This window comes from Oryzomicrobium sp., from assembly GCF_036820405.1.
Classification (GTDB): Bacteria; Pseudomonadota; Gammaproteobacteria; order Burkholderiales; family Rhodocyclaceae; genus Oryzomicrobium.
On sequence record NZ_DAISLS010000013.1, the window covers coordinates 65473 to 80355 of the forward strand.

11 protein-coding genes are annotated in these 14883 nt (G+C 68.3%); 4 read left to right on the top strand and 7 right to left on the bottom strand.

The window, feature by feature from the left end; translation table 11 throughout:
- Nucleotides 1–17: 17 nt before the first annotated feature.
- From V7Z98_RS13780 to V7Z98_RS13810, 7 genes are all read right to left on the bottom strand, one after another.
- Nucleotides 18–1640 (bottom strand): carboxyl transferase domain-containing protein, encoded by a 1623-nt coding sequence (locus V7Z98_RS13780; protein ID WP_334158618.1) that lies wholly within the window; start codon nucleotides 1638–1640, stop codon nucleotides 18–20.
- Nucleotides 1641–1717: 77 nt separating this feature from the next.
- The gene (locus V7Z98_RS13785; RefSeq protein ID WP_334158620.1) at nucleotides 1718–2326 is read right to left on the bottom strand and encodes a 2-hydroxychromene-2-carboxylate isomerase; all 609 of its coding nucleotides are present in this window, start codon (nucleotides 2324–2326) and stop codon (nucleotides 1718–1720) included.
- Between the two features lie 186 nt (nucleotides 2327–2512).
- On the bottom strand, nucleotides 2513–3439 hold the full coding sequence (locus V7Z98_RS13790) for a DMT family transporter (protein ID WP_293260543.1): 927 nt from the start codon (nucleotides 3437–3439) through the stop codon (nucleotides 2513–2515).
- A gap of 97 nt (nucleotides 3440–3536) precedes the next feature.
- A complete protein-coding gene (locus V7Z98_RS13795; RefSeq protein WP_334158621.1) occupies nucleotides 3537–4718 on the bottom strand; it encodes an acetyl-CoA C-acetyltransferase in 1182 nt (393 codons plus the stop codon).
- Nucleotides 4719–4779: 61 nt separating this feature from the next.
- Nucleotides 4780–5952 (bottom strand): isovaleryl-CoA dehydrogenase, encoded by a 1173-nt coding sequence (locus tag V7Z98_RS13800; RefSeq protein ID WP_334158623.1) that lies wholly within the window; start codon nucleotides 5950–5952, stop codon nucleotides 4780–4782.
- A gap of 65 nt (nucleotides 5953–6017) precedes the next feature.
- Nucleotides 6018–6479: a PaaI family thioesterase gene (locus V7Z98_RS13805; protein ID WP_293260550.1), complete on the bottom strand. Its 462-nt coding sequence runs from the start codon at nucleotides 6477–6479 to the stop codon at nucleotides 6018–6020.
- 92 nt (nucleotides 6480–6571) lie between these two features.
- Nucleotides 6572–7033 (bottom strand): MerR family transcriptional regulator, encoded by a 462-nt coding sequence (locus tag V7Z98_RS13810; protein ID WP_293260553.1) that lies wholly within the window; start codon nucleotides 7031–7033, stop codon nucleotides 6572–6574.
- Nucleotides 7034–7261: 228 nt separating this feature from the next.
- Here V7Z98_RS13810 and V7Z98_RS13815 point away from each other — a divergent pair, with 228 nt between their 5' ends.
- From V7Z98_RS13815 to V7Z98_RS13830, 4 genes are all read left to right on the top strand, one after another.
- Complete coding sequence (locus V7Z98_RS13815) at nucleotides 7262–8320, top strand: MBL fold metallo-hydrolase (RefSeq protein WP_334158624.1); 1059 nt, start codon at nucleotides 7262–7264, stop codon at nucleotides 8318–8320.
- A gap of 64 nt (nucleotides 8321–8384) precedes the next feature.
- Nucleotides 8385–10208 carry a PHA/PHB synthase family protein gene (locus tag V7Z98_RS13820; RefSeq protein WP_293260559.1) on the top strand — a complete coding sequence of 608 codons (1824 nt, stop codon included), beginning with the start codon at nucleotides 8385–8387 and terminating at the stop codon, nucleotides 10206–10208.
- Between the two features lie 308 nt (nucleotides 10209–10516).
- Nucleotides 10517–12547: a methyl-accepting chemotaxis protein gene (locus V7Z98_RS13825; protein ID WP_334158626.1), complete on the top strand. Its 2031-nt coding sequence runs from the start codon at nucleotides 10517–10519 to the stop codon at nucleotides 12545–12547.
- 197 nt (nucleotides 12548–12744) lie between these two features.
- Nucleotides 12745–14772: a methyl-accepting chemotaxis protein gene (locus V7Z98_RS13830; RefSeq protein ID WP_334158627.1), complete on the top strand. Its 2028-nt coding sequence runs from the start codon at nucleotides 12745–12747 to the stop codon at nucleotides 14770–14772.
- Nucleotides 14773–14883: the final 111 nt, after the last annotated feature.

Sequence of the window (14883 nt, forward strand, 5' to 3'; positions counted from 1 at the left end):
TCGTATCCGTGCGGGGGTCACATGCGGAAGATGCCGAACTTGGTTTCTTCCGCCGGGGCGTTGAAGGCGGCCGACAGGCCCAGGCCGAGGACCCGGCGGGTATCGGCCGGATCGATCACCCCATCGTCCCACAGGCGGGCGCTGGCGTAGTAGGGGTGGCCCTGGGTTTCGTACTGGTCGCGGATCGGCGCCTTGAAGGCGGCCTCGTCCTCGGCGCTCCAGGTCTTGCCGGCGGCCTCCAGGCCGTCGCGCTTGACCGTGGCCAGAACGCCTGCGGCCTGCTCGCCGCCCATCACCGAGATGCGGGCGTTGGGCCACATCCACAGGAAACGGGGCGAGTAGGCCCGGCCGCACATGCCGTAGTTGCCGGCGCCGAACGACCCGCCGATGACCACGGTGAACTTGGGCACCTTGGCGGTGGCGACTGCCGTCACCATCTTGGCCCCGTCCCGGGCGATGCCGCCGTTCTCGTACTTGCGCCCGACCATGAAGCCGGTGATGTTCTGCAGGAACACCAGGGGGATGCCGCGCTGGGCGCACAGTTCGATGAAGTGGGCGGCCTTGAGGGCCGATTCCGAGAAGAGGATGCCGTTGTTGGCGACGATACCCACCGGATAGCCGAAGATGCGCGCAAATCCGCAGACGATGGTGGTGCCGTAGCGGGCCTTGAATTCGTCGAACTCGGAGCCGTCCACGATGCGGGCGATGATCTCGCGCACGTCGAAGGGCTTCTTGGTATCGGTGGGGATCACCCCGTACAGCTCCCGGGCGTCGTAGCGGGGCGGGCGCGGCGGCAGCAGGCTCACCGGCGGCCGCTTCTGCCAGTTGAGGTCGCGCACGATGCGCCGGGCGATGGCCAGGGCGTGGGCGTCGTTCTCGGCGAAGTGGTCGGCCACCCCGGAAACCCGGGTATGCACGTCGGCGCCCCCCAGGTCTTCGGCGGACACCACCTCGCCGGTGGCGGCCTTCACCAGGGGCGGGCCGCCGAGGAAGATGGTGCCCTGCTCGCGCACGATCACCGATTCGTCGCTCATGGCCGGAACGTAGGCGCCGCCGGCGGTGCAGGAGCCCATCACCACGGCGACCTGGGGAATGCCCTTGGCCGACAGGTTGGCCTGGTTGTAGAAGATGCGGCCGAAATGGTCCCGGTCAGGGAAGACCTCGTCCTGCAGGGGCAGGAAGGCGCCGCCGGAATCCACCAGATAGACGCAGGGCAGATGGTTCTGCTCGGCGATCTCCTGGGCGCGCAGGTGCTTCTTCACGGTCAGGGGGTAGTAGGTGCCGCCCTTCACCGTGGCGTCGTTGGCGACGATCATGCATTCGACGCCCTCGATGCGGCCGATGCCGGCGATCATCGACGCGGCGGGCACCTCAAAGTTCTCGCCGGCACCGCCGTACATGCCGTAGGCGGCCAGTTGGCCGATTTCCAGGAAGGGGGAGCCCGGGTCCACCAGGGTGTTCACCCGCTCCCGGGGGAGCAGCTTGCCTCGGGCCAGGTGCTTCTGCCGGGCGGATTCGGAGCCGCCCAGGGCAATGCGGTTGACGGTGTCCTGGAGGTGGGACACCAGGGTGCCCATGGCTTCGGCGTTGGCCTGGAAGTCCAGGGAGCGGGGATTGAGCTGGGTTGTCAGTATGGTCATGGCGTCACTCGCGGTGCGTCGGGAGATGCGCTGCTGGGTTGGATTGGATTCGGGATGAAACCGCGGCCGGAAGGCCGTCAGAAACCGCCGGGGCCCGCCGCCAGCCAGCGTTCGAGCTGGGGCAGCCGGTCGGCGCCGAGGAAAGGTTCGCCATCCACGACGATGTAGGGCGACCCGCACACGCCCCGGGCCAGGGCCGCCTCGACTTCCTGCTTGAGACGGTCCTTGAGGGCCGGGGTGGCCAGGGCCGCTTCCAGGGCGGCGGGATCGAACCCCTGGGCGGCGGCAATGGCCAGCACGGTAGCCGGGTCGGAAATGTCCCGGTCATCCACGAACAGGGCGCGAAACAGGGCCCGGCCGAAGTCGCGGGCCCGTGCTTGATCCTGATCCCAGGCCCAGTAGAAAGCCCGGGCGGCGACCTGGGTGGCGAGCGGAAAGCGGCTCGGCTGGCGGTAGGGCAGCCCCATGAAGCGGGCCGAACGGGCGAAGTCGCGCAGCACGTACTGGCCCTTGATGGGCGCCTGGGTCAGGGGCACGGCGCCGGTCTTCTGGAAGATCACTCCGAGCAGTACCGGATGCCAGGCCACGCTGCGGCCGTGGCGGGCCGCCAGGTCGTCGATCCGTTCCGCCGCCAGGTAGCCGTAGGGCGAGGAAAAATCGAAGTAGAAGTCCAGGGGCGCGGTCATGGCGCCCTCCGCGCGGGTTGCGCGCGTCTGCCGGCGGGCAGGCCGCCGGGCGGGTGGTTGCGATGCATGGGTGTCTCCTCCACGTTCTCGTCTCCCCGGAGCCGCCGGGCGGCTCCCTGTGATTGAAATCCGGCGCCCCCGGTTTTATTTAGGTGGCGGAGCGCCGGACGGCGTTGCTTGCGGCGGCTACACGCGGCGGCCTCCCAGGACGCCGGTGGTGAACATCACGCCGACGATGGTCAGGGCGCCGCCCAGGTAGGCGGCGGTGGACAGCCGCTCGCCGAGCAGCCAGGCCCCCTGCAACACGGCGAACAGGGGGACCAGGTTGATGAAGGCCGCGGTACGCGCCGGCCCCACCCGCTGCACGCCGTCGGCGTACCAGGTGAAGGACAGGGCGGTGCCGAGCAGGCCGAGGAAGAGGATCGCCGACCAGGCGGTCGGGCTGTAGTCGGGCACGCCCAGGTCGCCATTGACGGCGGCGGCGGCGCCGAGCATGGCGCAGCCGATCAGGCTGGCGTAGGCGGTGGCGGCCAGGGCACTCATGGTGGCGGTGGCGCGCCGGCCGATGAAGGTGTAGATGGCCCAGAAGACGACGCAGCCGAGGATCAGCACCTCGCCCAGGCCGATGGCGCCGGCGAACAGGCGGGTGGGGTGGCCGTTGGCAATCACCAGCAGGCAGCCGGCCATGGCCAGGACGATGCCCAGGGCCTTGCGCGGGGTCATCCGGTCGCCGAAGAACAACCAGGCGGACAGGGCCACCACGGCGGGGTTGAGGGCCACCACCAGGGCGCCCCGGCCGGCGGCGATGTGCTTGAGGCCGAACAGAAAGCAGAAGTTGTAGAGGGCGATGCCGGACAGGGCGAGCAGGGTGACGGTCAGCCACTCCTGGCGCGACAGTTTGGGCAGGCCGCCTTCGCTGACCACGGCCACGGCGGCCAGGGCCAGGCCGGCGGTGAGGAAGCGCCAGAAGGCGGCGGCCAGGGGCGGGACTTCCTGGACGACGACGCGGCCGGCGATCCAGGTACCGCCCCAGAAGAACATGGTGACGACGAGCTTGGCCAGGATGGCCGGGGTGAGCCGAGTGCTACCGGCGGTGGCGGTCGGGGAATTCAAGACGGGGGCTTTCGCGGGACGGATGGGAGGACGGCCGGCGCCCGCCATGCCGCGCACCGCAAGGTGCGCCATGGGGAGTGCGCCGGCCGTCCGCACGTTACAGCATCTCCACGCCGACAGCCACGGCCTCGCCGCCGCCGATGCACAGGGAAGCAACGCCCTTCTTCTTGCCGTACTGCTTGAGGGCGCCGAGCAGGGTCACCAGGATGCGGGCGCCGGACGCGCCGATCGGGTGGCCCAGGGCGCAGGCGCCACCGTGCACGTTGACCTTGGCCGGATCGAGCTTGAGGTCGTGGATGGCGGCCATGGTGACCACGGCGAAGGCTTCGTTGATTTCCCACAGGTCCACGTCGGCAGCATTCCAGCCCGCCTTCTTCAGGAATTTCTCGATGGCGAAGACCGGGGCGGTGGTGAACAGGTTGGGTTCCTGGGCGTGGGTGGTGTGGCCGACGATCTTGGCCAGGGGGGTGAGGCCCAGGACCTTGGCCTTGGATTCCTTCATCAGCACCAGGGCGGCGGCGCCGTCGGAGATGGAGGAGGAGTTGGCGGCGGTGACGGTGCCGTCCTTCTTGAAGGCGGGCTTCAGGGCGGGGATCTTGTCGATCTGGGCCTTCAGGGGCTGCTCGTCCTGGTCCACCACCACGTCGCCCTTCTTGCCGGCGATGGTGACGGGGGCGATTTCCCACTTGAACTTGCCTTCCTTAATGGCGGCCTGGGCCCGGGTGGTGGAGGTGATGGCGAACTCGTCCTGGGCGGCCCGGGTGAAGCCGTAGGACTCGGCGCATTCCTCGGCGAAGGTGCCCATCAGGCGGCCCTTCTGGTAGGCGTCTTCCAGGCCGTCGAAGAACATGTGGTCGAGCAGCTGGCCGTGGCCGAGGCGATAGCCGCCGCGGGCCTTGGGCAGCAGGTAGGGGGCGTTGGACATGGATTCCTGGCCGCCGGCCACGCCGATCTCGTAGGAACCGGCGAGCAGGCCGTCGTGGACCATCATCACCGCCTTGAGGGCGGAGCCGCACACCTTGTGGATGGTGGTGCAGCCGGCGGCCAGGGACAGGCCGGCGCCCAGGGCGGCCTGGCGGGCCGGGGCCTGGCCGACGCCGGCTTGCAGCACGTTGCCGAACACCACCTCTTCCACCTGCTCCGGCTTGATACCGGCCCGCTCCACGGCGGCCTTGATGGCCGTGGCGCCGAGCTGGGGTGCGGTCAGGCTGTTGAAGTCGCCCTGGAAGCCCCCCATGGGGGTGCGGGCGACAGAAACGATGACGATGGGGTCAGACATGGTGCTCTCCTAGGTTGAAATGCTCCGGCCCGGGCGCCGCGAGGCCCCCGGGCGGATTCGGTCATGCGGTCTCGGCGAACAGCTCCCGGCCGATCAGCATGCGGCGGATCTCGCTGGTCCCGGCGCCGATCTCGTAGAGCTTGGCATCGCGCCACAGGCGGCCGGTGGGATATTCGTTGGTGTAGCCGACGCCGCCCAGGGCCTGGATGGCTTCGCCGGCCATCCAGGTGGCCTTCTCGGCGGTGTACAGGATCACCCCGGCGGCGTCCTTGCGCAGGCTGCGGGCGTGATCGGCATGGTCGCAGGCACGGCCGACGGCGTAGGCGTAGGCCCGGGCGGCGGACCACACCGAGTACATGTCGGCGACCTTGCCCTGCATCAGCTGGAATTCGCCGATGCTCTGGCCGAACTGTTTACGTTCGTGCAGGTAGGGCACTACCGTGTCCATGCAGGCTGCCATGATGCCCAGGGGGCCACCGGACAGCACGGCACGCTCGTAGTCGAGGCCGGACATCAGCACCTTGGTGCCGTTGCCAATGCCGCCCAGCACGTTCTCCTCGGGCACTTCGCAGTCGTCGAAGAACAGGGGGAAGGTGTTCGAGCCGCGCATCCCCAGCTTGTCCAGGTGGGTGCCGTGGCTAAACCCCTTCATGCCCTTTTCGACGATGAAGGCGGTCATGCCCTTGGCGCCGGCGTTGACGTCGGTCTTGGCGTACACCACCAGGGTATCGGCGTCGCCGCCGTTGGTGATCCACATCTTGGAACCGTTGAGGACGTAGCGGTCGCCCTTCTTCTCGGCCTTGAGCTTCATCGATACCACGTCGGAGCCGGCGTTGGGCTCGGACATGGCCAGGGCGCCGACGTGGTCGCCGGAGATCAGCTTGGGCAGGTACTTGGCCTTCTGGGCGGCGTTGCCGTTGCGGCGGATCTGGTTGACGCACAGATTGGAGTGGGCGCCGTAGGACAGGCCCACCGAGGCGGAGGCGCGAGACAGCTCCTCCATGGCAATGATGTGGGCCAGATAGCCCAGGCCGGTGCCGCCGTACTCCTCCTCGGCGGTCATGCCGAGCAGGCCCAGGTCGCCGAACTTCTTCCACAGGTCGGCGGGGAATTCGTTGTTGCGGTCGATCTCGGCGGCCCGGGGGGCGATCTCCTTTTCGGCGAAATCGCGGATCGTGTCGCGCAGCATGTCCAGGGTTTCGCCCAGGCCGAAATCGAGGGAAGGGATGTGCATGGTTTGTCTCCGGATTGTCGTTTTATATGGGGTGCTGCGATCTTGCGATTCCGGCGGCCGGCGCCTCAGCGCTCCGGCCGGTTGGCCAGGGCCATGATGGTTTGCTGCAGGGTGGCGCACAGGGTGGCCTCCCCGTCGTTATAGGCGAACACGTCGGCCCGGGTGACGAGCAGGGTGCGGCCGGCCCGGACCACCTCGCCGTGGGCCTCGATGTGGTCGCCAGCGGCGGGTGCCATCAGGTTCAGGGTGTAGGACACGGTGAGCACGCTGGCGTCGGCCGGGGTCAGGGTCATGGCGGCGTAGCCGGCGGCCGAGTCGGCGATGGCGCCCACCACGCCGCCGTGGATGTAGCCGTGCTGCTGGGTCACTTCCTCGCGGTGCTGCAGCTGGATGACGCAGCGCCCCGCTTCCACTTCGGCCAGGCTGGCCCCCAGGTGGGCCATGGCCTTCTGCCGGGCAAAGCTGGCGCGCACCCGGCCGGCGAACCCGGCGTCGGCGGGATAGAAGGGGGTGCGAGGAGCGGACATGGCGGAAGTCTGGTGGCGGATTGGCCGGGGGGCGATGGCGTGTTTTTACGTGACGTTGACGTTAACGTCAACCGAGCCGCCGCGCAAAGCGCTCAGGCCTTGGCCCGGGCCTGCTCCTGAAGCGCCGGGGCGGACGAAGCGGTCGACGCGCCCGGCGCAGCCACGGCCCCTTCGTGGCTGGCGAGCATCTGGCGGCACTGGGTTTCGAAAGAATCGATCTCGCCGAGCACCGCCTCGATGTCCTCGCGCTGTTGCAGCAGGGCGGCGCGGCGCCGTTGCAGCACGTCGAGAAAACGTTCCAGCTGATGCACCTCGTCGCCGCGGCCGATGTCGTACATGTCGATCATCTCGCGGATCTCGGCCAGGGAGATGCCCAGGCGCTTGCCGCGCAGGGCCAGCTTGAGGCGGATGCGGTCGCGCCGCGAATAGACCCGGTTGCGTCCTTCCCGGCTCGGCGCGATCAGACCCTGGTCCTCGTAGTAGCGGATCGTCCGGGGCGTGATGTCGAACTCCCGGGCGAGCTCGGAGATGGTGTAGGTGCGGGTAGTGGGCATGGATTCTGGCGGGCCGGAACAGGGTGGCGAAGCGGGGCGGCGAAGCGCTGCCTGTGGTCAGGCCCGGGCCTTGAGGGCTATAGTCGAAGAAAAGAGACAACACGGCTCCACAATTCCCGGAGCATGGACGGAGATACTTCCCGTCCCAGAGGGCAGGACCGCCTGACGGCCGTCCCAATCCCCCAGTGTAGTCAGTTTCCCTAACCTCCATCAATTCACGGACGTTTCATGACCACCGCCGCACCCGCTGCCGCCGCCTCCGGCGAAACCGCCGGCCAACCCCGCTACCCCTTCCCCGACCTGCCCGCCCCGGGCGAGCGCATCGAAGTGGCCCCGGGCGTCTGGTGGCTGCGCATGCCCCTGCCCTTCGCCCTCGACCACATCAACCTGTGGCTGCTCGAATCCCCCACCGGCTGGACCATCGTGGACACCGGCATCGCCACCCCCGAGGTCAAGGCCGCCTGGGAAACCCTGCTGGCCGGGCTGGACAAGCCGGTGGAGCGGATCGTCGTCACCCACTTTCACCCGGACCACCTGGGGCTCGCCGCCTGGCTGATGGAGCGCACCGGCGCCCCCCTGGCGATGACCGCCGGCGAGTTCCTCACCGCCCACGCGGTGTGGCACCAAGCCGCCGGCCACGGCACCGACGACATGGTGAGCTTCTTCCGCCTGCACGGGCTGGACGACGAGCGCTGCGCCAAGCTGGCGGCCCGGGGAGCGGTCTATCCCAAGGGGGTGCCGGCCCTGCCGCAGCGCTACGAGCGGCTCATCGACGGGGACCGGATCGCCGTCGGCGACACGGAATGGCAGGTGGTGACCGGTTACGGTCATGCGCCTGAACACGCGGCGTTATTTTCCTGTAAGCATGACGTATTAATTTCGGGGGATATGGTCCTACCGCGTATAACCACCAACGTCAGCGTGTTCGCCGTGACGCCGGACGCCGATTCCCTGTCTCGATACCTGGACTCGGTGGCCCGCTACGGTGCCCTGGGCGACGATCCCCTGGTGCTGCCCTCCCATGGCCGGCCGTTCTACGGCCTGGCCGACCGGGTCGCCGCCCTGGCCGAGCACCACGACGAGCGCCTGGCCGACGTGGAGGCCGCCTGCACCGAGCCCCGGAGCGCCGGCGACCTGCTGCCGGTGCTGTTCAAGCGCGAGCTGGATTCGCACCAGGTGATGTTCGCCATGAGCGAGGCCATCGCCCACCTGAATTACCTGGAGCACGCCCGTCGCCTGCGCCGCGAGGCCGGCGGCGACGGCGTGATCCGCTTCCGCCGCCCCTGATCCGCTCGGGGGCAACCGTTCTTCAGCAGTGCCGCCAGACCTGATCCAAACCAAGGAGACACCGATGTCGCAGCAAGTCGAGAACGAAAGCACTCCCCTGCCCAACCCCGCCGAAATCGCCAAGTCCTATGCCGAGGTGGCGCAACGGGCCTCCCGGCTGCTGACCCATTACATGGAAAAGAAGGCCAAGGAAGGGGTCAGCCCCCCCTCCGACGAACTGGGCATCGCCCGGGCCTTCATGGACCTGTCCGCCCGCCTGATGGCCAACCCCTACAAGATCGCCCAGGCCCAGATGGGCATGATGTGGGACTACTTCTCCCTGTGGCAGGGCTCCATGCTGCGCATGATGGGCGTCAACGCCCAGCCGGTGGCCAGCCCGGCCAAGGGCGACAACCGCTTCCGCGACGAGGACTGGGAACAGCACTTCCTGTTCGACTTCATGAAGCAGTCCTACCTGATCGCCGCCCGCCACATCCACGACACGGTGTGCGACGTCGAGGGCCTGGACGACAACACCCAGAAGAAGGTCAATTTCTACACCCGCCAGTACATCGACGCCCTGTCGCCGTCCAACTTCGCCTTTACCAACCCGGAAGTGTTCCGCGAGACGGTGAAGAGCCACGGCCAGAACCTGATCAAGGGCCTCAACAACCTGCTTCACGACATCGAGGCGGGGGACGGCCAGCTGCGCATCCGCATGACCGATACCAGCGCCTTCGAGCCGGGCAAGAACGTGGCCGCCACCCCGGGCAAGGTGGTGTTCCAGAACGACCTGTTCCAGCTGATCCAGTACGAGCCGACCACCAAGGAACAGAACAAGACCCCGCTGCTGATCATCCCGCCCTGGATCAACAAGTACTACATCCTCGACCTGCGCGAGAAGAACTCCTTCGTGAAGTGGGCCACCGACCAGGGCCACACCACCTTCATCATGAGCTGGGTGAACCCGGACGCCCACCTGGCCAAGAAGAGCTTCGAGGACTACCTGCTCGAAGGCTCCCTGGCGGCCATCGAGGCGGTGTGCCAGGCCACCGGCGAGAAGGAAGTGAACATGGCCGGCTACTGCCTGGGCGGTACCCTGCTGGCCACCACCCTGGCCTACCTGGCGGCCAAGAAGGACAAGCGGGTCGCCTCCGCCACCTTCTTCACCTCCATGATCGACTTTTCCATCCCGGGCGAACTGGGCGTGTTCATCGACGAAGACCAGGTGTCGTCCCTGGAGAAGAAGATGAACGAGCGCGGCTTCCTCGAAGGCTCCGAGATGGCCATGACCTTCAACATGCTGCGCGCCAACGACCTGATCTGGTCGTTCGTGGTGAACAACTACCTGATGGGCAAGGACCCCTTCCCCTTCGACCTGCTGTACTGGAACTCCGATTCCACTCGCATGCCGGCGGCCATGCACAGCTTCTACCTGCGCAACATGTATATGGCCAACAAGCTCAAGGACCCGGGCGGCATCACCCTGAACGGGGTGAAGATCGACGTGAGCAAGATCACCACGCCGTCCTACTTCATCTCCACCGTCGAGGACCACATCGCCCCGTGGAAGAGCACCTACCTGGGCGCCCGCCTGTTCAAGGGTCCGGTCAAGTTCGTGCTGGGCGGCTCCGGCCACATCGCCGGGGTGGTGAATCCGCCGGTGGCCAACAAGTACGGCTACTGGACCAACCCGGCCGCCACCCTGCCCGAGACCAGCGACGAGTTCCTGGCCGGCGCCACCCAGAATCCCGGTTCCTGGTGGAGCGACTGGCAGGAGTGGGTTACCGCCCTCAACGGCAGCAAGCAGGTGCCCGCCCGGGTGCCCGGCCAGGGCGGCCTGAAGGCCGTGGAGCCGGCCCCCGGCAGCTTCGTCAAGTTCCGTCTCGACACCGCCGTGACGGCCTGATGCGCCAGCGCTGACCACACTGCAATACGCCGTAACCGACGGGGGCCGCCAGGGCCCCCGTTTCTTTTTTCGCGCTCCCCGCCGGACACCGCTCCGCCCCCCGGCTTGCGGATACGCCGGCCCGCCATTCGCCGGGCAAACTGCCCGGAACTCCGCGCCCCTATTGGAGTTACGCCATGAGCAACCGATTTTCAAACTATACGTCCTATGACGTTCGAAGTAGAATCGTCCGTGCATACAAAAAACTATTTCTGGCATAACTGTGTGGCGCACTTGGTGCGCCACACCAGGCCAGCCCCACTCCAGCCATGAAACGACTCTCCCTCACCCAACAGATCCTTGCCATCGCCGCCGCCGCCACCCTGGTCATGGTGCTCGTCCAGAACGCCGTGGTCGCCTACCTGGCCCGGCAAAGCGCCATCGCCCAGACCGAGGCCGCCCTCAACGAGCAGGCGTCCCTGATCGTCACCACCCTGGAATTCGCCCAGGAATCCCTCAAGGACCGGGCCCAGAACGCCCTGGCCAACTACCAGCGCAACCTGCCCGGCCCGGTGCATCTGACCGGGCGCATGGTCAAGACCGGCAACATCGAACTGCCCGAGGTGGCCGCCGGCAACCTGGTGCTGAACAACAACTCCGCCGCCCTCGACGCCTTCAGCAAGGCCAACCCCGGACGGGAGGTGGGCTGGCTGGTGGCCCACGAGGGTAAGCTGTACCGCATCGCCACCCTGGTCAAAGGGGCCAACGGCCAGTACCGCAACGGCGAGGAAATGCCGCCGGCCCCCGGTTCGTATACCCAGGACATCCTGGCCAACAAGCCCTACCTGGGCACGGTCCAGCGCGGCGGTCGGATGAACGCCATCGCCGTAGTGCCGATCGTCGACGACAGCGGCAAGGTCATCTCCGGCATCGCCCTGCGCATGGACGCCGAGAGCAACGTGGCCCTGCTCAAGAAGAAACTGCACGAGACGCGCATCGCCGAAACCGGCTATCCCTTCGTCCTGGCCGAGCCCTTCGGCGACCAAAAAGAAGGCATGTACGTGATCCATCCCTCTCTGGAGGGCAAGAAATTCTCCGAGACCGGCGAACAGGGTGCCCGCATCGGCGAGCTGATTCTCAAGCACAAGGACGGCATGCTCACTTACGACTGGGCGGACGCCGACGGCCGGCAGCGGGAGAAGGTGGTGGTGGTGCGGGAATTGCCGGAACTGCACTGGAAGGTGGGCGTCGGCTCCTGGACCGACGAATTCACCAGCCGCACCCAGGCCCTGCGCAATAAGGTCATCCTCGTCTCGGTCCTGCTCGGCATCGCCCTGGTGGCCGGCATCGCCGCCTTCGCCGCCTGGCGCCTCAAGCCCGTGGCCGGGCTGGTCCAGGCCACCGAGCGCCTCGGCGCCGGCGATCTGTCCGTGGCCCTGCACGGCGACCCCGCCAGCCGCAACGAGGTGGACGTGCTGTCCCGCTCCCTGGGCCAGGCCATCGCCTCGATCCGCAGCCTGGTGGCCGGCCTCAAGGACACCAGCGCCAGCCTGGGTTCCACCGCCCAGGAACTGTCGGCCTCGTCCGCCGACCTGGACCAGGCCACCGCCGCCCAGAGCGAGGCCGCCGCCTCCATGTCCGCTTCGTCCGAAGAACTGTCGGTGAGCATCGACCAGGTGGCCGAAGGCGCCCGCTCCGCCCTGGGCCTGACCCAGGAAGCCCGTCAGGTGGTGGAAGACGGCCAGGTGACGGTGGGCCAGGCCATCGCCGCCATGGAAGAAACCGCCCAGGCGGTGCAGCAGTCCGCCGACCAGGTTGGCGAGCTGGGCCGCCGCTCCCAGGAGATCGAGCACGTGCTGGCCGCCATCAAGGGCATCGCCGAACAGACCAACCTGCTCGCCCTCAACGCCGCCATCGAGGCCGCCCGCGCCGGCGAGGCCGGACGCGGCTTCGCCGTGGTCGCCGACGAAGTGCGCAAGCTGGCCGAACAGTCCGGCAAATCCGCCCACGAAATCTCCGCCATCCTCTCCCAGGTCCAGACCGGCGTCGGCTCGGTGCGCGAGACCATCGCCAGCGCCGTGGACCAGGTGGCCCGCTCGGTGGACGCCTCGCGCCAGCTGGAGGCCGCCCTGGGCCAGGTGGCCGAGCACTCGGGCCAGCTCGGCGAGGCCATCGGCGACATCGCCGGGGCCACCCAGGAACAGGCCAGCACCGCCCAGAGCATCGCCCGCCAGGTCGAGCAGGTGGCCGTCATGGCCGAGCAGACCGGCCGCTCCGCCCAGACCAACCGGGAACGCTCCTCGTCCCTGCTGGCCTCCGCCGACGCCCTGTCGGCCGACACCAGCCGCTTCCGGGTGTAGGCCTCGGCACGGCAGCCGTCATCTCGCCCCGCCATCCCCCGGATGGCGCCCAGGCCCGGCATCCGCCGGGCCTTTTTGCTGGGGCCGTGGATAAGACCACATGACTAAAGTGGTATTTCTCCTACAATCCCCGGCCAAGACGCACGACCAACGTGCGCGCCCGAGAACGCCTGCCGACCAACGCACGATAAAAATCAATGAAACGCCTGCCACTCTCCAAGCAACTCCTCGCCGTGGCCGCCCTGGCCACCCTCCTGATGATCGTGACGCAAAGCCTGGTCGTCGCCTACCTGGCCAAGCAGAGCGCCCTGGCCCGCACCCAGGCCGCCCTCAACGAGCAGGCCGGCCTGATCATCACCACCCTGGAATTCGCCCAGGAGTCCCTGAAGGCCCGGGCCCTGGAAAACCTGCGCGCCTTCGAGCGCACCCTGCCCGGCCCGGTGCGACTGTCCGGCCGTACCGTGCGTCAGGGCCAGGAAGAACTGCCCGAGCTGGTGGCGGGCAACCTGGTGCTGAGCGGCAACCGGGATTTCCTGGAGCACTACGGGAAGCTCAACAGCGGCCGCGAAGCCGCCTTCCTGGTACGCCAGGGCGAGCGTTTCTACCGGACCGCCACCCTACTCAAGGACGCCAACGGCGCTTCCCGGATCGGCGAGGCGGTACCGGAGAAGGAGAGCTACATCCCCAACATCTCCAAGGGCGAGAACTTCGTCGGCACCATCCAGCGTAGCGGCCGCATGTACGCCATCGCCGTGACGCCGATCAAGGATGAGGCTGGCAAGGTGGTCGGCGCCATCACCATGCGCCTCGACGCCGAGAGCAACGTGACCCTGCTCAAGGAGAAGCTGCTCGCCGCCAAGGTCGGCCAGACCGGCTACCCCTTCGTGCTGTCCGAGCCTCACGGCGACCAGAAGGAAGGGGAATACGTGATCCATCCCAAGCTCGAAGGCAAGAAGCTCTCCGACGCGGGCCCTGCGGCGGCGGCCATCGGCGAGCAGATCTTCAAGCTCAAGACCGGCATGCTCGAATACCCCTGGACCGACAGCGACGGCCGGGTCCGCGACAAGGTGGTGGTGATCCGCGAAATGCCCGAGCTGCACTGGATCGTCGCCGTCGGTTCCTGGACCGACGAATTCACCGGCGACACCCTGACCCTGCGCAACAAGGTCATCCTCGTCTCGGCCCTGCTCGGCATCGCCCTGGTGGCCGGCATCGCCGCCTTCGCCGCCTGGCGCCTCAAGCCCGTGGCCGGGCTGGTCCAGGCCACCGAGCGCCTCGGCGCCGGCGACCTGTCCGTGGCCCTGCACGGCGACCCCGCCAGCCGCAACGAGGTAGACGTGCTGTCCCGCTCCCTGGGCCAGGCCATCGCCTCGATCCGCAGCCTGGTGAGCCGCCTCAAGGACACCAGCGGCGCCCTGGGCAGCACCGCCCAGGAACTGTCCGGCACGTCGGCCGAACTCGACCAGGCCACCGCCGCCCAGAGCGAGGCCGCCGCCTCCATGTCCGCCTCCACCGAACAGCTGTCCAGCAGCATCGACCAGGTGGCCGAGGGCGCCCGCTCCGCCCTGGAACTGACCCGGGCGGCGGGGAGCGTGGTGACCACCGGCCAGGCGACCGTGGGCGAAGCCATCGCCGCCATGGAGGATTCGTCCCAGGCAGTACAGCAGTCCGCCGAGCAGGTGGGCGACCTGGGCCGCCGCTCCCAGGAGATCGAGCACGTACTGGCCGCCATCAAGGGCATCGCCGAGCAGACCAACCTGCTCGCCCTCAACGCCGCCATCGAGGCCGCCCGGGCCGGCGAGGCCGGCCGCGGCTTCGCCGTGGTGGCCGACGAGGTGCGCAAGCTGGCCGAACAGTCCGGCCAGTCCGCCCAGGAAATCTCCGCCATCCTCTCCCAGGTCCAGGCCGGCGTCGGCTCGGTACGCGAGACCATCGCCAGCGCCGTGGACCAGGTGGCCCGCTCGGTGGAGGCCTCGCGCCAGCTGGAAGCCGCCCTGGGGGACGTGGCCGACCGCTCGTCCCGGGTGATCGAAGCCATCGAGGACATCGCCGGCGCCACCCAGGAACAGGCCGGCGCCGCCCAGAGCATCGCCCGCCAGGTCGAGCAGGTGGCCGTCATGGCCGAGCAGACCGGCCGCTCCGCCCAAACCAACCGGGAACGGGCCGGCACCCTGCTGGGGGCCTCCGCCAGCCTGGCGCAGGACACCAGCCGCTTCCGGCTCTGATCCGGCCCAGGTCATCGCGCCACCTCGCAACGCCCGGCCCCGCGCCGGGCGTTTTCGTATCTACGCCAGGGCGGCGAAGGGGGCGGGGTAAACCGGGGGCGTCAACGAAAC

Excerpts from the sequence above, each read along its gene's own strand:
- V7Z98_RS13825 (WP_334158626.1), top strand. The coding sequence starts at position 10,517 with ATGAAACGACTCTCCCTCACCCAACAGATCCTTGCCATCGCCGCCGCC.
- V7Z98_RS13810 (WP_293260553.1), bottom strand. The coding sequence starts at position 7,033 with ATGCCCACTACCCGCACCTACACCATCTCCGAGCTCGCCCGGGAGTTC.
- V7Z98_RS13820 (WP_293260559.1), top strand. The coding sequence starts at position 8,385 with ATGTCGCAGCAAGTCGAGAACGAAAGCACTCCCCTGCCCAACCCCGCC.
- V7Z98_RS13805 (WP_293260550.1), bottom strand. The coding sequence starts at position 6,479 with ATGTCCGCTCCTCGCACCCCCTTCTATCCCGCCGACGCCGGGTTCGCC.
- V7Z98_RS13780 (WP_334158618.1), bottom strand. The coding sequence starts at position 1,640 with ATGACCATACTGACAACCCAGCTCAATCCCCGCTCCCTGGACTTCCAG.
- V7Z98_RS13800 (WP_334158623.1), bottom strand. The coding sequence starts at position 5,952 with ATGCACATCCCTTCCCTCGATTTCGGCCTGGGCGAAACCCTGGACATG.
- V7Z98_RS13815 (WP_334158624.1), top strand. The coding sequence starts at position 7,262 with ATGACCACCGCCGCACCCGCTGCCGCCGCCTCCGGCGAAACCGCCGGC.
- V7Z98_RS13795 (WP_334158621.1), bottom strand. The coding sequence starts at position 4,718 with ATGTCTGACCCCATCGTCATCGTTTCTGTCGCCCGCACCCCCATGGGG.
- V7Z98_RS13785 (WP_334158620.1), bottom strand. The coding sequence starts at position 2,326 with ATGACCGCGCCCCTGGACTTCTACTTCGATTTTTCCTCGCCCTACGGC.
- V7Z98_RS13830 (WP_334158627.1), top strand. The coding sequence starts at position 12,745 with ATGAAACGCCTGCCACTCTCCAAGCAACTCCTCGCCGTGGCCGCCCTG.